Here is a 17,997-nt window from a genome sequence, read left to right as displayed (position 1 = left end):
GCTTACGGGTGGTCCACATACTCGCCGAACGGCTCGATGGACCCATCCCAACCGTTCCAACCCTGTTGGGTGATCTGCCCGTTCGCGTAGGTGTACGACCAGCGGGCGCCGTCCTCGCCCTCGATCTGGACGGTTCCCGAGCGAACGAACGGCGCAATCGCGACGTAGAAGGCCGTTGTCTGGTCCGACCACTTGGGGTCGCCCTCGTCGTCGTAACCGAACTCGATCCAGTCTCCGTCGCGGACGATTGTGGCCCTGGCCGGATCCGCCAGGTCGACCAGCGTGCCATCCGACGGAAACTCACCCGGCCTGTACCAACCACCGCGTTCAGCCAGGGCGGCCTGGACAGCGGCGACCGCAGCGGCGTCCTCCGACTCCGGGAGGTTCAGACGGCCTGAGGGCATCACCGAATATCCCACGGCACGCACCCTACAACGGTCGATGCCACCACGTCGCAGGCGTTGGCTCTACACCTATGGGTCACCCTGGCTCTGCTCGCGGGTGCGCTGAATGCTCCACCTCGTAGGTGGCCCCGTAGAAGATTGAGTGCGGTGCGCTGGCCGTGGCCGGACTCGAACGCGTGGGCCAGGAGGGACGCCGCCGCATGAGCCAAACCGGCTTGCGGCTGCCGTACCAGCCCCTGCTGCCGTCACCGATCCCTCATCCGTTGCCGCCACCACGCCTGCGCGTGCCACGGACTCAGCTCGGCAGCTCGGGGGTCGGGCAGCGTCTTCCGGAGAAACTCCTCGTCCAGCGGGTCGACGACACGTCGCAACTCACGGGAGGCGGCCGTTGGCAGTCGGCGCATCGCGTCGCCCAGGACGTCTCGCTGGTACAACACATCGCAACCCGGACAGGGACAGTCATCCCCTAGATCCAGCCACCGTCCCGAGCGTCGAATGGCGCGACGGTAGCCGGCCAGCGCGGTCGCTACCGGAACGAAACCCGGATGGGTGCCTTCGAGCCTGACGATCGCCGCGTTCGCGGCGTTCGACAGACCATCGATGGGGCGGAGCTTGCCCGCATTCCGCCCGGCCGACTTCAACAGTGCGCGCAGCGCACCAGGTGACCTACGCGCCATGGACCTTTCGGGGCTGAGTCATGACGAGCACCCTGCCACACCACGGCCAGGCCCTGCCAACCTATTCGCGCGGTGGTGACACCGCCTGGATGAGTCGGCCTCAGCCGATATTGATAAGCAACACCTGGTCGTCGCGGAGTTCGGAGATGCTGTCACGCAACAGCCTCAGCGTGTCCAGACCGGCCGCGCCGCTCTCCTCGAAGTCCATCCCCATCTCCTCGAAGTGGGCAACCAGCTCCTCCTCGCGATGCGCGCCGGGGTCGAGCTGTTCCGACAGCCCCAGGGCTGGAGTGATGAGTGTGGTCAGGCCGTACGCGCTGTTGATGGCCTCTGACTCGGCATTGAACTCCGACGGCTCCAGGTCGATGCCGCGCTCCTCCAGATAGGTCAGAACGTAGAGCATGCAGTAGCCGGACCAGTCGTACTCCTGCCGTGCCCTGCTCCCGTGTTCGGCCAGGTACGCGCGGAACGACGACGGCGATGTGCGGGCCAGGCGGGCCAGCTCGGTGATGCTGTCCCTGGGGACCACTGTCAGTGACGCGATAGCAGACAACGCATCCTCCGTCGTACGACTCTGCCGCTACGGCTCTCCGCCGGCTCGTCGGGCAGGCTACCGAGAAGGAGTGACGAGAGCGCGGTAGGTGACGTGCAGGACCGTGCTCGCTGCACGCGCCGTCATCTGTTCGAGGTTCAGCGGCGGGACGCCCTCGAACAGCCGCACACCGGTGCCGAGGGTGAGCGGCACGATGTGCAGCCGCAGCTCGTCGACCAGACCGGCGGCGAGGTACTGGTTGATGGTGGTCGCGCCGCCGTGGATCAGGATGTCGCCGCCACCGGCCGACGCGCGTGCCTGCGCGAGCGCCGACTCGATTCCGTCGGTGACGAAGTGGAAGGTGGTGTCGCCCTCCATCGGCTGTGGCTCGCGCGGGTGGTGGGTGAGCACGAACACCGGCTTGTGGAAGGGCGGGTTGTCACCCCACCAGCCGTTCCACTGCCGATCCCACTCGCCGCGCACGGGGCCGAACATGTTGCGCCCCATGATGACCGCTGAGGCGAGTGTGGTCTGGTCGAGCTCGGCCTGGTTCTCCTCAGCGGCGTCGAACATCCAGGCGTGCAGCCCACGGCCCCAGCCGTCACCGCCGTCGTCGCCGAACGGGCGTTCCTCGCTCTGGTTGAGCCCGGCCGAGTACCCGTCGGCGGAGATGGTCTGGTCGACGATCACCTTGCCGATACGTGTGGTCACAGCGCTCTCCATTGGCGACTCGTGGGCGAGAGGCAAGCCTACGGCCATTCCTGAGCGGGCTGCGCTCCAACGAACATGAACAGCAGCGCGGCGGCCATCACCACGGGGGCCAGGGCGCACGCGACACTCACCACCACCACCGTGACCCGAGAGCTGGGGTCGGTCTCGGTCTCGCGTTTCGGGAAGGCATACACGCCGACCAGGAGGAGAACGAGCCACAGGGGCACCAACAGGGGAGCGAGAGCGGGCCAGACGGGCCAGACCGGCTCGGTGACGATGCCCGGGCCCAGGACCATCCAGGTCAGGGCGACGCCCGGGAGGAGGCCAACCGTCACCAGGGTGCAGACCAGCAGGGGTACGGGCCGACGTCGCCGTGCCACCCACCCGAACAGCGCCGCGCCGGCTGCGGCACCGGCGAGGGTGCCACCGACCGTGCTGGGTAGGAGCTTGCCGGGCGCGGCCGGTGCGATGGTCAGCTCCGTCCCGCTCGCGGAGTATTCGAGCGCGACAGTCAGTCCGTCGCGCTCAGCCCGCCAGCCGTCACACAGGTAGCCGGGGACGCGGCGGAGGCCCTGCCACCCCTGCGTCCCGGCGCTGCGCCGGAACTGCTCGGAGAGCCCACAGTCGTCACCATCGTCGTACCAGAAGGACGCCCGGCCCGAGCCCAGGTCGTCGGCAGCGAGATGGACTCCCCACCGGTAGCCATGCACGACCTGACCCGAATCGATCGGCACCGCACCAGGAAGCAGTTGCGCTGCCACACTCTGCGCCTGGTCGTCGCTGGGCGGTGTGACGCCGCGACCGCCGTACCAGGTGCCGAGGCTCAGGCCGACAGTGCCCAGCAACACCGCACCGAGCAGCATCAGCGCGCCGCGCCGCAGCCGATGGCTCACCGGCGCACCTCCCTGCCGTAGTGCGCTAGAGGTTAGCTCCCGAGGCCCGTGCGCGCTGCCCGCTGGTATCCCCGCAGGAGCGAGGTCGATCGTGTCCATTACGCGACGAATAGATCGAGTTTGCTGGGCTGGGGACGTTAGTTTGATTCGGTGATTTCGATGGTTGGTACGGGCGTTCGCGTCAGGCTGCTCGGGCCGGTGGAGGTGGTCGTCGCCGGCAGTTCACAGGCGGTGAACGGCGTGCGCCGCAAGGCGGTACTGGCCACGTTGGCGTTGCACGCGGGCCGTGTCGTCAGCATCGACCGGCTCATCGACGTGGTCTGGGGCGATCAGCTACCGGCCACCGCGGCGAACACGTTGCAACGCCACGTCTCCTACCTACGCGCGGTCCTCGGCGAGCCCCTGTCGATCGTCGCGCGCCAGCCCGGATATCTGCTCGACACCGGGCCGGACTCCACGGATGTCCAGGCCGCCGAGCGCCTCATCGAGCTGGCGCGGCGCTCGACGGACCGCAACGAGCAGGTGAGGCACCTGACGGCCGCTGTGGCCCTGTGGCGGGGCCCACCGCTGGCCGACGTGGCCGGGTCGGCCTGGCTCGAGGAGCAGGCGGAACACCTGGCACGCCTACGGTTGGAGGCCGAACGATCGCTCGCCGAGGCCCGGCTGTCCGTCGGTGAGCACGCCGGCCTCGTCCCCGGGTTGGAACGGCTGGTCCGACAGCACCCCTTCGACGAGCACCTGCACGCGCAGCTGATGCTCGCCCTGTACCGCGACGGCCGACAGGGGGAGGCGGTCGCCACGTACCGGCGGCTGCGCGACAACCTGCGGGAGAACCTCGGCCTCGACCCGGGTCCGCGGCTACGCGACCTGGAGTGCGCCATCCTGCGCCAGGACACCGCGATCGCCGCACCGGCCGCGGCGGCACCGATGCGGGTCGCGGCGCAACTACCTCCCCCCGTACCCACGTTCACCGGACGCGACGCGGAGCTGGCCGCCCTCGACGCGCTGGTCGACCGGGGCGGCGCCGTCGTGGTGTCCGGGACCGCCGGCGTCGGCAAGACCGCCCTCGCCGTGCACTGGGCGCACCGTGCGGCCGAACGCTTCCCCGACGGGCAGCTCTACGTCAACCTGCGCGGCTTCGACCCGGCGGCCACACCGACCGAACCGGCGCGAGCGCTGCACGGCTTCCTGGAGGCGCTCGGCGTTCCGGTGGCCCGGATGCCCCGCGACCCGGACGCGATGGTGAGCTTGTACCGCACGACGGTGGCGGGCAAGCGACTGCTGGTGGTGCTGGACAACGCCCGCGACGCGGAACAGGTCCGGCCGCTGCTGCCCGGCTCACCGGACTGCCTCGCCATCGTCACCAGCCGCGACCAGCTCATTCCGCTGGTTGTCACCGAAAGCGCCCAACCGGTGCCCCTCGACCTGCTGAGCCCCGGCGAAGCCCGCGACATGCTGGTCCGCCGGCTCGGGGAGCGCCAGGTCGCCGCCGAACCCGCCGCGGCCGACACCATCGCCGACCGGTGTGCGCGGCTGCCCATCGCCCTGGCCATCGTTGCCGCCAGAGCTGCCACCAACCGGCACTTCTCGTTGGCCGCCGTCGCCGGCGAACTGGGTGACCTGGACGCCTTCCGGGCAGGCGACGAGGCCACCGACGTACGGGCGGTCTTCTCCTGGTCGTGCCGGACGCTCAGCCCACCCGCGGCCCGGCTGTTCCGACTGCTGAGCCTGCACCCCGGCCCGGACGTCTCCGCCCCCGCCGTGGCCAGCCTGGCCGGCGTCGACGGGCAGGCGACAGGCCCCCTGCTCACCGAGCTGACCCGGGCGAACCTCTTCACCGAGCACACGTACGGGCGCTACGCGTTCCACGACCTGCTGCGCGCGTACGCCGCCAGCCTCGCCGACGAATCCGAGCCGCCGGCCGAGCGTCGGGCCGCCATTCACCGGCTGCTCGACCACTGCCTGCACACCGCCCACGCCGCCGACCTGGCACTGCACCCGCACTTCAGCGCGATCAGCCTCCCGCCACCCCGGGCGGGTGTGACGCCGGAGCGCCCCAGGAGCCGCTCGGCCGCCGCGTCGTGGTTCACCACCGAGGTCCCCGTCCTGCTCGCCGCGGTACCGCTCGCGGCGCGGTCCGGGTTCGAGGGACGCGCCTGGCGGCTCGCCTGGGCAATGGCCGGCTTCCTGCACCGGCAGGGGCACTGGCAGGACTGGCTCGGCACGCAACAGATCGCTCTGGCCGCCGCGTCCCGCATCGGGGATCAGGCGGGGCAGGGCCACGCGCACCGCAGCCTCGGTCTCGCCTGCTCCCGGCTCCGACGGTACGACGAGGCCGATGACCACCTGCGGCGCGCGCTCGATCTGTTCACCGACGTCGGCGACGACGCCGGACGGGCGCACACCTGCCTGAACCTTGGTCAACTGGCCGAGCGGCAGGGGCAGCACCAGGAGGCGCTGCGCCATTCCCGACGGGCGCTGACCCTGTTCCGGGGGACCGGAAACCGGGCCGGGCAGGGGTACACCCTCAACGCTGTCGGTTGGCAGGAAGCGCTGCTCGGCAACTACCACCACGCCCTTGAATCGTGCGGCGAGGCGCTGCGGATGTTGCAGGAGGTGGACGACGTCCAGGGGCAGGCCGACACCTGGGACAGCCTGGGCCACGCCCACCACCAGCTCGGGGACGACCGGCGCGCTATCGCCTGCTACGAGCACGCCCTCGAACTCTTCACGCAGGTCAACGACCGGTACGCCGAAGCCAGCACGTACGTCAACCTCGGCGGCAGCCACCGGGCGCTCGGCGACCTCGGCGCCACCCGCGCCGCGTGGCGCCGAGCCCTGACCATCCTCGACGAGCTCGGCGATGCCGACGCCGACTCGATCCGCGCCGACCTCGACCAGCTCGACGCCACGCGGCTGCACTGACGTACCCCGCTTTCAGCGCCGTTTCCGGGCCGCTTCAGCGCGCCCCGCCACTCTTCGGACACCAGTTTCTTCCGCACCAGGAATGGAGCGTTCGATGAGTCGTTTGGCACACCGCCTCGCGGTGATCGGGGTGGTCAGCGGGACGGTGCTGGCCATGTCCTCCGCCGCCGTGGCCCAGACCGAGAAGCCGCCGCAGAAGGGCGCCGACTGCGTGGTCCAGCACGTCGACGAGCGCGGCGAAGTCGTCCGTACCGACACCGCGCCCGAGGGCCGGGAGTACGGCCAGTTCCGCTGCGTCGCCGGGCAGTGGACGTTCGCCTGGGCGCCGTTCGGACCGGACGACCTGATCACGGCCGGCGAGATCAGGATCGACCCGGCAGGTGCCGTCTCGGTGCGGCGGTTCACCGGCCCCGCGCTCGGCAACGACCTCACGGTGGGCGAGATGACCGGCATCGCCCAGGCCATCAGCGGCAGCCGTGAGGTGCTGATCGACCGCGCGATCGTGGCGGTCGACGACGGCAAGGAGCGAACCCCGGAGCAGGTCGAGGCGCTGCTGGCCGGCAAGGACGACACCGGGGTACGGGTGCTGGACATCATCGAGAAGCCCAACGCCGCCATGTCGACGAAGGACGTCATCGACGAGGCCGGCGGCACCCCCGAGACGACAGTCGTCTACTTCAGCATCTGGGGCGCTATCAAGTCGGCGATCGCCTGGATCGTGGACACGATCGGCGAGATCGGTGAGTGGATCGACGACCACTGCGACCTGGGGTCCCCCAACGACTTCGGCGACATCGTCACATGCCGCTGGTAGCCCGCCCACCCCGCCGACACCGATCACCGAGATGAGGACAGGATGACAACTCTGCGGGACATCACCAGGCGCGCCACCATCGTCGCGGCCGCACTGATCGTCGGGCTGACCGCTTCGTACGCACCGTCGCAGGCCGCCGAGGGGGAGGCCCGGACGACGATCACCGACCACCCCGGTGCCCCGGGCGCGATGCTTCAACAGTTCGAGGACCTGACCGGCCGACCCGTCGGCGACCTGGACAAGGTGCTGGCCGTCGACACCGGCGGGCGGACCCTCACCGGCGACCAACTCGAAGCGCTCGTTGCCGGCAAGGAGGTCGACGGTGTCAAGGTCGTCGGCACGATTCCGGGCAGCCGGGACGTCCTCGGCACGACCATGGCCGACCTCGCCGACGGCGCGTACGACGGCAGCGGCGACAGCGGGACGGCGACCTCGCTGCTCTTCTCCTCGTCCACCCCCGACGGCCGGGAGTGGTGCCTGACCATGTGCGTCGCGTCGGGCAAGACCATCTGGCAGTGCCTGCTGTCGCGCCGGACGGGCGATCTGATCCTCACCCTCGACCTCGCCGGCAGCACCACGGTGGGGGAGACGAAGGCCGCCTTCGAGAAGGCCAATGGCGTCGCCGTCGACGGCCCGTACACGGTGGACACGCTGATCGGCGACGGCGAGCCTTCGGCGGACGAGATCAAGATGCTCCTCGACGGCAAGGACGTCGAGTCGATGCGCCGGGTGGCGACAGTGGACGGGCCGGACCCCGGGTGGGCGCTGGCCGACATCGCCGAGAAGTCCGGCGTTGTGTACGCGAAGACCAAGGGCCACCTCTTCAGCCTCAACCTTCCGATCCTCGGCAAGATCCTCGTGTTCTGCGTCTCGCAGGATGGCGGGAAGACCTGGAAATGCTCGGCCAAGAAATGGGGCGGGTTCTGACGGGTAGACCGTCGACGGTCCCGCTCCGCCTCGACCTTCGGTTGACGCGGAGCGGGATTCCACGCTGGAGTGAGCCGCTCATACTCGGCAGATGATCAGCAACGATCCTCGCGTCCCGTGGTCGCCTCGCGCGTCCCACCCGGCAGACAGTTCAACCCTGCCGCTCTACATGGTCATCTTCTTCTTCTTCGGCCTCGTTGGCTTCGCGGCGCGCGGAATGGCCGACGGCGGGGAAGGGTTCGTCCTCGCGAGCATCATCTCGGGAGTGTTCTTCGCGTGCTTCCTGATCCTCTTCGCGATCTACTGGATCGGATACCTGCTCAAAGGCCACGCCATCTGGCAGGCCGAGCGCCAGGCTGAGTCCGATGGGCCGTCCACGGGTCAACAACCGGAGGACTGAGCCCGTCGACCACGACGCCCGCCGTGCGGTCCGCCGCGACGTCGGCCTCTAGGATCGACAGCCTTGATGGCGAAGACGGCCTGCGGGAGCGCATGGTGACAAGCGTCTCCAGCGGGTCAGCCGAGTTGTTCGACTCCGGCTATACCGGCGACGGGCTGGAGCACACCACCCACCTCACCGTGGACCTGGCTCGTGGCACGTACCTGATCCGCACCGCTTTCGTGCAACCGGACAAGAGAACGGCTTTGGTGCTCGTTCACCTGGCTGACCAGACGAAGTCAGCGTGAGTCACCTGGCGGCCTCCACAGTGCGTTCGGCTGGCCCGCCATGTCGATCTGCCGAGGAGCGGTATACCTCAGAGGCATATTTATGCCTCTGAGGTATACCGTCTAAAACCGCATCCGCCCCGACGAAGGTGACCGACGGTGACCGGCCTGGCACCTTTCGCTATGAGTCCAACCGGGGCTCGCACATGCGCATTGCGTCCTCCTGCCAGGCACTTCCGACGAGAGCGACCGGGTAGCGCACCTCTCTGAGCCGCTTGTCCTCGGTCTCGACGGAGAACCGCACCGACAACGGCTCCAGGTCGAACGCCGTCGCGCACTCCAATTGCAGATCGACGCGGATCTGGCCGGTGCCACCCGGACGGACGTGCCGGGCCTTGTCCATGCCGCGTACCTGGACGCCCGGCCTTTCTGCCTGAACCGCGCGGATCGTGATCGGCGCGGGGCCGGTGTTGATCAGTGTCAGCTGCCCGTCCAGCACGACGGTTCCCCTGCTGTTTGAGCCTCCCGAATAGCCCGACTCGGGTAGGGCCACGAGGGAGACCACACTGGACCGCTCGCGCTGTGCACGAGAGTCTCGCAACTCGCCGACACCGATGCCGCCGAGCACCACACCGATCACGAAGGCGGCGACGAGCTGAAGGAGCAGGTTCCGCCTGTTCGCGACGTTCCCGTGGGTGATGCCGCTCCGTTCGGCCGGTTCATGACCGTGTTCGTCGAGATCGATCACCACATGCTCCGCCGCCATTGCGACAGCCTAGGTCTGGCACATGTCCGCTTAGGAGGCGACTGTGCGGACCTCCGATCGGGTCGGGACGACGCGGTGGCGGCGGACCGGGTACAGGACCGGGTGCGCGATGCTCCAGGCGGCGCCCGTGCAGACGAACTCCTTGTAGCGGGCCGCCAGCTTCCCGGTGAGGAGGGCCGGCCTGGCCCGGTCGTCGGCGGTCACGTACTGGATGATGCCGTCGCGGCGGCCGAGGCTGATGCACTGGTTGAAGTAGCGCAGCGGGGCCTTGGGGAACTTTGCCCGACCGGTCAGGCGTGCGGCGATGGCGTCGGCGGCCTGCCAGGCCATCGGGATGCCCGAGGCGCAGGACATCCGCAGCGGCTTGCCGCCCGGTCCTTCGGCGATCGCGGCGTCGCCCACCGCGTACACCTCGGGGTGTGAGACCGACCGCATGCTGGCGTCGACGATGATCTGCCCGGTCTCCGCGACCGCCAGGGTCGTGGCGGCGGCGATGGGGTGCACGGCGAAGCCGGTCGTCCACACCGTCACCTGGGCCGGGATCTCCCGACCGTCGCGGGTGACCGCACCCGCTGCCTCGACCCGCGCGATGTCGGTGTGCTCGTGCACTGTGATGCCGAGCCGGTCGCAGACGCCGCGCAGGTGCTGCTGCGCCTTGCCGTTGAGCCAGTCGCCGAGACCGCCGCGGGCGGCGAGCGCGACATCGAGGTCCGGCCGGGTCTCGGCGATCTCGGTGACCGCTTCGAGGCCGGTGAGGCCGCCGCCGACGACGAGCACGGTCCCGCCGGCCGCGAGGTGGGCGAGGCGGTCGCGCAACCGCAGCGCCGAGGGCCTGCCGGCGATGTCGTACGCGTGCTCGGCGACCCCGGGTACGCCATGGTCGGCGGTGACGCTGCCGAGGGCGTAGACGAGCGTGTCGTAGGTGATCTCGTCGGTGCCGTTGTCGTCGGCGAGCGCGACGGTCCTGTGATCGGCGTCGACGGCGGTGACCCTGGCCAGCCGAGGCTTGACGCCGGTGCCGGCGTAGACCTCGCTCAGTGGGCGTCGTTTGAGGTCCTGCCCGGTGGCGAGTTGGTGCATGCGGACCCGCTCGACGAAATCCGCGTCGGCGTTGATGACGGTGATCTCGGTGTCGTCCGGGTGCAGCCGCTTGGCGAGGCGCCCGGCGGCCATGGCTCCGGCGTAACCCGCTCCGAGGACGACGATGCGGTGCTTCATGGTGGCACTCCTGTCTCGGTGGTGGTCGCTTCCTGAACCGGACAGCGACGCGATTCCTGACAGGGCTGGCCTATGACCTGGGTCACCAGGCGTTGATCTCCACTCGCCCGTGCGAGGGAGGGTCTCATGCGTGCGGGGGAGATGTCGGGCGGCGGCAAGATCGCCGGGCGGAGCGATGTCCGCGCCGCGGCGAAACGGCAGGCTCAATCACGTCGAACACCCGACGTGAACGCCACCCAAGGAGTCACCACAATGCAGTTTCGCCCCGCATTCATTGCCGCCCCGGTCCTGGTCATGGGCTACGGCATCGTCCGTCTGATCGACGGCCTGGACGGTGTTCGTGGTCCCGGCCCGGCCTGGACCATCGGGCACGTCGCGTTCCTCGGCGCGCTCGTCGCGTTCATCTCGGTGTTCTGGCAGATGCGCCGAATGGCTGGCGGCGGGACCCTCGCGACGGTGAGCGCCACGGCCGGCACCGTCGGGGCACTGGCGCTGATCACCCAGTTCTCGATCGACCTCGTCGCCGGCTTTCTGGCCACCGACAACTACGGCATGAGCATGATCATCCACGATGTGCGCACCCTGCCCGGCATCTCGCAGCTGGCCTACGACTTCGGGCCCTACGCCTTCTACCTGGGCCAGCTCGTGCTGGTCGTCCTGCTCGCCGTGCAGCGCCGGGTCAAGCTGTGGACGCCGATCCTGGTGCTGGCCGACCTCGCCACGCCGTTCATCGACAAGGACCTGATCCCGCTGGGCTCGGCCCTGCTGCTGGTCTCCTTCCTCCCGCTGGCCCGGGGCACCGCCGCCGCCACCCCGACGCAGCCGGTGCCCGCCCTCGCCTGAGCGGCGAGCCCCGAACCGATCCCCCCACCACAGGGGGGATCGGATGCCCATCACTGAGGAGGTCAGGGGCTGTGAATACTGTCGCGATGTCACTCGCCCGCCTCGTGCGTACCACCAATCCGTACGTGGTGGACGCGGCCATCACCGTGTTCGTCCTGATCGCGGTGTCAGTGCCGTTCGTGCTTCCCGGACCGGGTGGCGAGCCAGGGCCGTTGGCCTACCTGCTGACCGCCGGTACGGCGGTCCCGCTGATCTGGCGCCGACGGGTGCCGCTCACCGTCCTGCTGGTGGTGGCTCTGGCCACGATCGCCGGCAAGGCGGCGGACGCGCCGGGGCAGCCGCTCGCGTACGGCGGGCTGGTCGCCCTCTACACGGTCGCCACGCTCGGTGGTCGCCGGCAGCGCTGGTGGGCACTCGCCGCGACCTTCCCAGGGGTGGCCGCGGGGGTTGCCTTCAACACCAACCGCGTCAGCGAGTACTTCTACACCTTCCTGGTCTTCTTCACCGCGTACGTGCTGGGTCGGCTCAGCGCCGCTCGACAGGAGCGCGCGACCGCCCTGGAGGACCGGGCGCTCCGGGCCGAACGTGAGCGCGAGTTCGAGGCCGATCGGGCCGCCGCACGCGAGCGGGCCCGGATCGCCCGGGAGATGCACGACGTGCTGTCCCACGCGGTGAGCCTCATGATCGTGCAGGCCGAGGCCGGGCCGGTCGCCGTACGCACCGCGCCGGACCGGGCCGAGGCGGCGTTCGACGCGATCGCCGACGCCGGCCGGGACGCCATGGTGCAGCTGCGCGGCATGCTCGGCCTGCTGCGCTCCGAGCCCGGTCCCCGCAGCCCGCAGCCCACCCTGGCCCAACTGCGGTCGCTGATCGACGGCGTACCGGTGGCCGACCTGCGGGTGACCGGGGAGCCGCGCCCGGTGTCGGCCGACATGGAGTTGGCCGCGTACCGGATCGTGCAGGAAGCCCTCACCAACGCGCTCAAGCACGCGGCGGCCAGCAGCGTCGACGTACACCTGGACTGGTCGCCCGATGCCCTCACGGTCACCGTGACCGACGATGGCGCCGGAACCGGCGGCCCGGGCGGTGGACACGGACTCGTCGGCATCCGGGAACGCGCGACAGCCTGCGGCGGAACGGCGAAGGCCGAACCGGCGGCAGCCGGACGCGGGTTCACCGTCGAGGCTCGGCTACCGTTCCCGGCGTGACGATTCGGGTGGTGATCGCAGACGACCAGGAGCTTGTCCGCAGCGGATTCTCCATGATCCTCGACGCCCAGCCGGACATCACCGTCGTCGCCGACGTCGGCGACGGAGCCGCGGCCGTGGCCGCCGTCCGGGAGCACCAGCCGGAGGTGACGCTCCTGGACATCCGCATGCCGACGATGGACGGCATCGAGGCCGCCCGCCGCATCTGCGCGGAGAGCGCCAGTCGGGTCATCATGCTGACCACCTTCGACCAGGACGACTACATCTACGAGGCGCTCTACGCCGGCGCCAGCGGCTTCCTGCTCAAGGACGTACGCCGCGACGACCTCGTCCACGCCGTACGGGTCGTGGCCGCCGGCGACTCGCTGCTGGCCCCGTCGGTGACCCGGCAGATCATCTCGGACATCACCAGCCGCCACCGGCCCGGAACGCCCCGGTCGGCCGCCGCGCCCGACGCCCGCCTCGACGTGCTCACCACCCGCGAACGGGAGACCCTGCACCTGCTGGGCCGCGGTCTGGCCAACGCGGAGATCGCCCAGACCCTGGTGGTCAGCGAACACACAGTGAAGACCCACGTCAGCAACGTGCTGACCAAGCTCGGCCTCCGCGACCGCACCCAGGCCGTGATCTGCGCCTACGAGACCGGCCTGATCACCGCCGGCGAGAACTGAGCAGCTGCACCGCGGGTCACCAGACGTGGAGGGCCGGCTCCTCGTGCTCCGAGGCGGACCACTGCCGGGTGGCGCGGACGAGCTTGTCGGGGTTGACCTGATTGTGGATGGCCGTGACACCCTCGGGCGTCACCTCCACCGACATCACGCCGATGACCCGGCCGTCGATCACGACCACCACCGCCGGAGCGCCGTTGGCGGCGGTGACGTACATGGCCGGGCTGCCACCGACCAGGTCCCGTTTGACGTCGGCGGGCTTGAACAGGCCACGCAGGAACTTCGCCACCGCCAGCGCGCCGACGATCGGCGCGGCCCGGGCCGGGATCTTGCCGCCGCCGTCGGCGGTGCTCGTCGCGTCGTCGGTCAGCAACTCCACCAGCCGCTGGATCTCACCGTTGTTGGCCGCCGTGAGGAACTCCGCGACGATCTTCCGGGCGGTGGCCCGGTCGACCTCCGCGCGGGCCCGTTCGGCGGTGACGTGCTGCTTGGCACGCCGGTAGGTCTGCTGGCAGTTCGACTCGGTGAGGCCGAGGATCTCGGCGATCTCACCGTGCGAGTAGCCGAAGGCCTCCCGCAGCACGTACACCGCGCGCTCGTTGGGCGACAACCGCTCAAGCAGGGTGAGCACCGCCATCGAGACCGACTCGCGCTGCTCGGCGGTGTCGAGCGGGCCGAGCATCCGGTCCCCGGCGAGGACCGGTTCGGGCAGCCACGTGCCCACATAGGTCTCCCGCCTGGCCCGCGCCGAGGTCAGCTGGTTGAGGCACACGTTGGTGAGGACCTTCGTCAGCCACGCCTCGGGCGTCTCGACGTGCTCCCGGTCGGCGCCCTGCCAGCGGAGGAAGGTGTCCTGGACGGCATCCTCCGCGTCGCTGGCCGAGCCCAGCAGGCGATAGGCGATCGCCTCCAGGCGGGCCCTGGAGTGCTCGAACACCTCGACCTCGTCCGGACTGAGCGGCATGACTAGACAGTATCCAGGCGGATGGCGGACCTTCAGGGTTGGCTCGTGCCTGGGCCGGAGACCTGGCTCGGCTCCCGTCGACCCACGTAGAAGATCAGCCCGGCCAGCAGCAGCACGAGCGCCAGCGGCACCAGCACGGGAGCGAGGGCTGGCCAGACCGGCCACGTCGGTTCCGCCAATCCATTCGCCAGCAGGCCCTGCCAGGTGAGGACGACGCCCGGGAGGAGGACCATCGTCACCAGCGTGCCAACCAGTCGGGGTACGGGCGGACGTCGCCGTCCCGCCAGCCAGAACAGCGCCGCCCCGGCCGCGGCACCCAGGACGGTGGCAATGAGGATGACGGTGACGTAGCCGTCGGGCGCGGCTGGCACGAACCTCAGGACCGCCATGCGGTCCACCTGGGTGAGCGTGGCGGTCAGCCCGTCCCGTTCGGCCCGCCAGCCATCGCATGGCGTGCCCGTGACCCGATGGTTGCCCTGCCAACCCAGTGCGGCGGCGTTGCGCCGTACCAGTTCGGAGTGCGCGCATTCGTCAGCTATAGCGTCGACGTAGTGGTATTCCGCGTACGCCGAGCCGAAGTCGTCGGGGCCCAGGGCACCGTAGACGTGGTTGAGGCCGACGCTCGAGCCGACTGATTCGGTGCCGGGGAGTAACTCCGCCGCCATGCTCTGTATCCGGTCGAAGTTGACTGGCTCGGTGCCGCGGCCGGCGTACCAGGAGCCGAGGCTCAGGCCGGCCGTGCCGAACAGCGCCGCGCCGAGCAGCACCATCGCGACCTGCCGTAGTCGATCTCTCACCGATGGACCCCTTCCCTGGTGCGGGGGAGCGTAGCCGGACCGAACCAGCTCTGGATGCCCCGCGACAGGGGCCGGGCGCGCGTGGTGGTCGTACCCTTGCCGTGGTGACGTCCGATTCGTTGCGCCGCGCCCTCACCGCACCCGCGGACCCGCCGCTACGGCCTCTGCCCGACCAGGTCGTCGCCCTGTTGGAGGCCCTGCACGCTCCGCCGCGCCTCGCCGCGCACCTGCGGGCCGTGCACGACGTCGCCGCGCAGCTCACCGACGCGATGGCGGAAAGGTTCCCGCAGCTTCCGTTCGATCGCGAGGCGGTGCTCTTCGGCGCCGCCACCCACGACATCGGCAAGGTCCGGCACCCGGAGGAGTTGTCCGGGCCCGGTTCCGCGCACGAGCCCGCCGGTTACGAGTTGCTGCTCCAGCACGGCGTCGCCGAGTCGTCGGCCCGGTTCGCGCGCGACCACGCGTCCTGGCACCAGGACGGCATCGATGTCGACGACCTGCTGGTCAGCGTGGCCGACAAGGTGTGGAAGGGAAAGCGGGTCACCGACCTGGAAGAGCTGCTCGTGGACCGGCTGGCCGAGGCCACTGGCCGCGAGCGCTGGTCGGTCTTCCTGGACCTGGACGACATCCTCGACCAGATCGCCGCTGACGCGGACCGTCGACTCGCCTTCCAGGCAACCCATCCGGTACGCGGGTGAACCCGGTCAGCGGCTCGCCGGACCCGTTCCCGCCGTTCGGCGCGGCGGGAGCGCGGTCGGCGTCTCGTCGTACGGCGTCGACCGGCGGCGGAACGTGGCCACCACCACGGCGGTCAGGCAGATCGCCGTGGCGGCCATGAGCGGCGGGCGGGCGCCGAGGTGGACGGCCGCGGAGCCGAGCGGGATCGCCACGACGAGCGGCCCGAACATCGCGGTGTTGGCCGTCGCGGAGACCCGTCCCAGCAGCGCCGACGGCGTGTGGGTCTGTACGGCGGTCACCGCCGCGACCAGGGTCCAGGGCAGCCCGACGCCGGCCACCACCGCCCCGACGACGGTGGCCGGCCACCACGGCAGGCAGCGCGCCAGGCACCCGATCGCGAACAGCGCCGTTCCGACGGCACCGACGGCAACGGGACCTCTTGCCGTGATGAGTCGACCGACGATCAGGCCGCCGAGAATGGAACCGGCGCCCTGCGCGCTGGCCAGCACACCCAGGAACGTCGTCGGCAGGCGCAGCTCGGTGACGACGATCGCGTAGATTCCCGCCGTCGTGAAGCCGGACATGGCGATCGACACCGCCGCCAGCACGACCGGCAGCCGCGTCGCTCGCCGTCCGAACAGGACCGCCAGTCCGGTACGCGGGCCGTCGCCGCGTTCGGTGGGCCGCTCGGTGGGCGTGCGGTTCAGGCGGAGTAGCGCGTACAGGGTGGCGACCAGGACCGGCATGGCCGCACTGAGGACGACGACCGCGTGGCCGCCCCGCCACGCGTAGAGGCCGGCCCCGGCCAGGGGAGCGACGAGCTTCATGCCCTCCTGGGCGCTGGAGCGCCACCCGTTGACGTCGCCGAGCTCGGTCGGGGCGAGTGCCGACGGCAGCAGCGCCGTCTCGCCGGCGTCGATCAGCACGTAACTGACGCCGTAGGCGCAGGAGACGGCGAAGATGAGCCAGGTCTGCCCCGGCCCGCGTACCGCGAGGAGCGCCAGCAGGGCGGCCGCCAGCATGAGGTTGACGGCGATGACCAGCGGCCGCCGGGGTGCCCGGTCGAGCAGACCGCCCAGCCACGGGCCGGCGAGCACCGGGGCGTAGACGCAGAGCCCGGCGAGGGCGGCGAGGCTGGTGGAGCCGGTGAGGTCCAGGATCCAGATGCCGGCGACCAGGGACATGGCGCTGCTGCCGAAGCCGGACAGCAGGGAGATCGCCACGAACAGGCCCGCGTTGCGACGCATGAGCACTCCGAGTTGAGTCGAGGAGACTCATATCCTCAAGCTTGAGCGGGGCACAGGCAATGCCGCTGCGTGCCGTCAACGATCCATTGACAGGGCGACCTCGATTTTCGTGGCGGCGGTCCGAGCGGGCGCGGGCAGTCCCTCACCCGCTTCGGCGAGATCGGTGGCGAGGAGCAGTGCCAACGCGTGCAGCGAGCCCGGGGCGGCATCCAACGCGGCGTCCACAGTGCTCCGCACGAGCACCGCTCGACGAAATCGGCTGTCCCACCGCTGATCGGCGCCGATCCACCGGCCGAGGTCGGCCACCGCCGCCCGCAGCGCCGCAATCTGCGGAGGCATCCGGAGGTCGAGCTGCTGCCGCCGCGACCATCGCGCCGCCACCAGTCGTTGTCGACGCTGCTCGGCGGCCTGCCGGCTGCCGAGGCCGAGTGCCGTCGCAATCTGGGCCCACGTCGCACCGTCGTGGCGCGCGCGGTCGATGATCTCCAGCTCCTGCTCGTCCAGACGGGCGCGGGTAGCGCGGACCTCCGCCAACCGAGCCAGCTCCGACGTCATCTGTCAACGTTACATTGACGCGGTCCGAGTCTCGGCGGTGATCGTCCCGGGTGCGCGGACCATGAACACGTCCACCGCATCCTCAGTGTCGACTGTGAATCCGTGCCGCTCGTACAGCCTCCGGGCCGGGCTGCCCCGCAGCACGTTCAGCCGCACCGGCGTGCCGAGGCGGTCGCACCGGTCCAGCAGTTCGCGCAGCACGGCCGTGCCGATGCCACTGCCCTGTAGCCGCGGGGCCAGGTAGAAGTGCTCCAGCCAGTGGGCGTCCGCGTCGGGCCGCAGTGCCACGCAGCCGGCGAACGCGCCGTCCACCTCGACGACCCAGGTGTACGCCGGTGCGAAACCGTCCCGCAGGCGCTGCCGCACCCGCTGTTCGTCGTACCGCCCGAGCCGCTCCAGATCGGCCCGCAGCACCACCGCCCGCAACTCGGCCACCGCCTCGACGTCCGCCGTCGAGGCTGGTCGAAGCTCCCAGTCCCCCATGATCAATAAGCTATCGCACCG

The 17,997-nt window shown here is 70.3% G+C and carries 21 protein-coding genes; 9 read left to right on the top strand and 12 right to left on the bottom strand.

The genetic code is table 11. The annotated features are described in order from the left end of the window. Positions 1-2 precede the first annotated feature (2 nt). The 5 genes from MED15_RS08130 to MED15_RS08110 form a co-directional block, all read right to left on the bottom strand. Positions 3-404 (bottom strand): hypothetical protein, encoded by a 402-nt coding sequence (locus MED15_RS08130; RefSeq protein ID WP_112582525.1) that lies wholly within the window; start codon positions 402-404, stop codon positions 3-5. Positions 405-649: 245 nt separating this feature from the next. Further along, entirely contained in the window at positions 650-841 is a 192-nt protein-coding gene (locus MED15_RS34120) for a hypothetical protein (protein WP_225855264.1), read from the bottom strand. A gap of 340 nt (positions 842-1,181) precedes the next feature. Then, the gene (locus MED15_RS08120) at positions 1,182-1,634 is read right to left on the bottom strand and encodes a hypothetical protein (RefSeq protein ID WP_146766701.1); all 453 of its coding nucleotides are present in this window, start codon (positions 1,632-1,634) and stop codon (positions 1,182-1,184) included. Between the two features lie 57 nt (positions 1,635-1,691). Further along, positions 1,692-2,324, bottom strand: coding sequence for a dihydrofolate reductase family protein (locus MED15_RS08115; RefSeq protein WP_208646594.1), 633 nt, complete (start codon positions 2,322-2,324; stop codon positions 1,692-1,694). Positions 2,325-2,362: 38 nt separating this feature from the next. Continuing rightward, positions 2,363-3,217, bottom strand: a complete 855-nt coding sequence (locus tag MED15_RS08110; protein WP_181541622.1) for a hypothetical protein — start codon at positions 3,215-3,217, stop codon at positions 2,363-2,365. A gap of 159 nt (positions 3,218-3,376) precedes the next feature. On the opposite strand from MED15_RS08110, the gene MED15_RS08105 reads away from it, so the two are divergent. From MED15_RS08105 to MED15_RS08085, 5 genes are all read left to right on the top strand, one after another. Beyond that, complete coding sequence (locus MED15_RS08105) at positions 3,377-6,142, top strand: AfsR/SARP family transcriptional regulator (RefSeq protein ID WP_112735214.1); 2,766 nt, start codon at positions 3,377-3,379, stop codon at positions 6,140-6,142. A gap of 94 nt (positions 6,143-6,236) precedes the next feature. Continuing rightward, complete coding sequence (locus MED15_RS08100) at positions 6,237-6,956, top strand: hypothetical protein (protein ID WP_112735212.1); 720 nt, start codon at positions 6,237-6,239, stop codon at positions 6,954-6,956. 42 nt (positions 6,957-6,998) lie between these two features. Further along, a complete protein-coding gene (locus MED15_RS08095; protein ID WP_112735210.1) occupies positions 6,999-7,883 on the top strand; it encodes a hypothetical protein in 885 nt (294 codons plus the stop codon). Positions 7,884-7,974: 91 nt separating this feature from the next. Then, complete coding sequence (locus MED15_RS08090; RefSeq protein WP_112735208.1) at positions 7,975-8,283, top strand: hypothetical protein; 309 nt, start codon at positions 7,975-7,977, stop codon at positions 8,281-8,283. 95 nt (positions 8,284-8,378) lie between these two features. Next, positions 8,379-8,570 carry a hypothetical protein gene (locus MED15_RS08085; protein ID WP_146754768.1) on the top strand — a complete coding sequence of 64 codons (192 nt, stop codon included), beginning with the start codon at positions 8,379-8,381 and terminating at the stop codon, positions 8,568-8,570. A gap of 160 nt (positions 8,571-8,730) precedes the next feature. Here MED15_RS08085 and MED15_RS08080 read toward each other — a convergent pair whose 3' ends face one another. Next, on the bottom strand, positions 8,731-9,315 hold the full coding sequence (locus MED15_RS08080) for a hypothetical protein (protein ID WP_112734131.1): 585 nt from the start codon (positions 9,313-9,315) through the stop codon (positions 8,731-8,733). Positions 9,316-9,345: 30 nt separating this feature from the next. Continuing rightward, positions 9,346-10,533 (bottom strand): NAD(P)/FAD-dependent oxidoreductase, encoded by a 1,188-nt coding sequence (locus MED15_RS08075; protein WP_112601509.1) that lies wholly within the window; start codon positions 10,531-10,533, stop codon positions 9,346-9,348. A 252-nt stretch (positions 10,534-10,785) separates the two neighbouring features. Between MED15_RS08075 and MED15_RS08070 the strand changes: the two genes are divergently transcribed. The 3 genes from MED15_RS08070 (at position 10,786) to MED15_RS08060 (ending at position 13,255) form a co-directional block, all read left to right on the top strand. Beyond that, on the top strand, positions 10,786-11,376 hold the full coding sequence (locus MED15_RS08070) for a hypothetical protein (RefSeq protein WP_112735206.1): 591 nt from the start codon (positions 10,786-10,788) through the stop codon (positions 11,374-11,376). A gap of 86 nt (positions 11,377-11,462) precedes the next feature. Next, positions 11,463-12,584 (top strand): sensor histidine kinase, encoded by a 1,122-nt coding sequence (locus MED15_RS08065; RefSeq protein WP_112601508.1) that lies wholly within the window; start codon positions 11,463-11,465, stop codon positions 12,582-12,584. Between the two features lie 53 nt (positions 12,585-12,637). Continuing rightward, positions 12,638-13,255: a response regulator gene (locus MED15_RS08060; RefSeq protein ID WP_220090566.1), complete on the top strand. Its 618-nt coding sequence runs from the start codon at positions 12,638-12,640 to the stop codon at positions 13,253-13,255. A gap of 16 nt (positions 13,256-13,271) precedes the next feature. On the opposite strand, the gene MED15_RS08055 is transcribed toward MED15_RS08060, so the two are convergent. Then, positions 13,272-14,216, bottom strand: coding sequence for an RNA polymerase sigma-70 factor (locus tag MED15_RS08055; RefSeq protein WP_112601506.1), 945 nt, complete (start codon positions 14,214-14,216; stop codon positions 13,272-13,274). A 32-nt stretch (positions 14,217-14,248) separates the two neighbouring features. Then, on the bottom strand, positions 14,249-15,013 hold the full coding sequence (locus tag MED15_RS08050) for a hypothetical protein (protein WP_244220410.1): 765 nt from the start codon (positions 15,011-15,013) through the stop codon (positions 14,249-14,251). A 104-nt stretch (positions 15,014-15,117) separates the two neighbouring features. On the opposite strand from MED15_RS08050, the gene MED15_RS08045 reads away from it, so the two are divergent. After that, positions 15,118-15,711 carry an HD domain-containing protein gene (locus MED15_RS08045; protein ID WP_112601528.1) on the top strand — a complete coding sequence of 198 codons (594 nt, stop codon included), beginning with the start codon at positions 15,118-15,120 and terminating at the stop codon, positions 15,709-15,711. Positions 15,712-15,717: 6 nt separating this feature from the next. Here MED15_RS08045 and MED15_RS08040 read toward each other — a convergent pair whose 3' ends face one another. From MED15_RS08040 to MED15_RS08030, 3 genes are all read right to left on the bottom strand, one after another. Continuing rightward, positions 15,718-16,938 carry an MFS transporter gene (locus tag MED15_RS08040; protein WP_112735204.1) on the bottom strand — a complete coding sequence of 407 codons (1,221 nt, stop codon included), beginning with the start codon at positions 16,936-16,938 and terminating at the stop codon, positions 15,718-15,720. Positions 16,939-17,013: 75 nt separating this feature from the next. Further along, positions 17,014-17,493 (bottom strand): hypothetical protein, encoded by a 480-nt coding sequence (locus MED15_RS08035; RefSeq protein ID WP_112735202.1) that lies wholly within the window; start codon positions 17,491-17,493, stop codon positions 17,014-17,016. Positions 17,494-17,502: 9 nt separating this feature from the next. Beyond that, positions 17,503-17,976 carry a GNAT family N-acetyltransferase gene (locus tag MED15_RS08030; protein ID WP_112735200.1) on the bottom strand — a complete coding sequence of 158 codons (474 nt, stop codon included), beginning with the start codon at positions 17,974-17,976 and terminating at the stop codon, positions 17,503-17,505. Between the last annotated feature and the right edge of the window lie 21 nt (positions 17,977-17,997).

The sequence above is a fragment of the Micromonospora noduli genome, from assembly GCF_003264475.1.
GTDB lineage: Bacteria > Actinomycetota > Actinomycetes > Mycobacteriales > Micromonosporaceae > Micromonospora > Micromonospora noduli.
The sequence above is the reverse complement of the archived record's forward strand: the minus strand, read 5'-3'. Positions and strand labels throughout refer to the sequence as shown.

What these genes read in the sequence shown, in the direction of transcription:
- MED15_RS08130 (WP_112582525.1), bottom strand. Translation starts at nt 404, where the DNA reads ATGCCCTCAGGCCGTCTGAACCTCCCGGAGTCGGAGGACGCCGCTGCG.
- MED15_RS08105 (WP_112735214.1), top strand. Translation starts at nt 3,377, where the DNA reads ATGGTTGGTACGGGCGTTCGCGTCAGGCTGCTCGGGCCGGTGGAGGTG.
- MED15_RS08100 (WP_112735212.1), top strand. Translation starts at nt 6,237, where the DNA reads ATGAGTCGTTTGGCACACCGCCTCGCGGTGATCGGGGTGGTCAGCGGG.
- MED15_RS08095 (WP_112735210.1), top strand. Translation starts at nt 6,999, where the DNA reads ATGACAACTCTGCGGGACATCACCAGGCGCGCCACCATCGTCGCGGCC.
- MED15_RS08090 (WP_112735208.1), top strand. Translation starts at nt 7,975, where the DNA reads ATGATCAGCAACGATCCTCGCGTCCCGTGGTCGCCTCGCGCGTCCCAC.
- MED15_RS08080 (WP_112734131.1), bottom strand. Translation starts at nt 9,315, where the DNA reads ATGGCGGCGGAGCATGTGGTGATCGATCTCGACGAACACGGTCATGAA.
- MED15_RS08075 (WP_112601509.1), bottom strand. Translation starts at nt 10,533, where the DNA reads ATGAAGCACCGCATCGTCGTCCTCGGAGCGGGTTACGCCGGAGCCATG.
- MED15_RS08070 (WP_112735206.1), top strand. Translation starts at nt 10,786, where the DNA reads ATGCAGTTTCGCCCCGCATTCATTGCCGCCCCGGTCCTGGTCATGGGC.
- MED15_RS08065 (WP_112601508.1), top strand. Translation starts at nt 11,463, where the DNA reads ATGTCACTCGCCCGCCTCGTGCGTACCACCAATCCGTACGTGGTGGAC.
- MED15_RS08060 (WP_220090566.1), top strand. Translation starts at nt 12,638, where the DNA reads ATGATCCTCGACGCCCAGCCGGACATCACCGTCGTCGCCGACGTCGGC.
- MED15_RS08055 (WP_112601506.1), bottom strand. Translation starts at nt 14,216, where the DNA reads ATGCCGCTCAGTCCGGACGAGGTCGAGGTGTTCGAGCACTCCAGGGCC.
- MED15_RS08040 (WP_112735204.1), bottom strand. Translation starts at nt 16,938, where the DNA reads ATGCGTCGCAACGCGGGCCTGTTCGTGGCGATCTCCCTGCTGTCCGGC.
- MED15_RS08035 (WP_112735202.1), bottom strand. Translation starts at nt 17,493, where the DNA reads ATGACGTCGGAGCTGGCTCGGTTGGCGGAGGTCCGCGCTACCCGCGCC.
- MED15_RS08030 (WP_112735200.1), bottom strand. Translation starts at nt 17,976, where the DNA reads ATGGGGGACTGGGAGCTTCGACCAGCCTCGACGGCGGACGTCGAGGCG.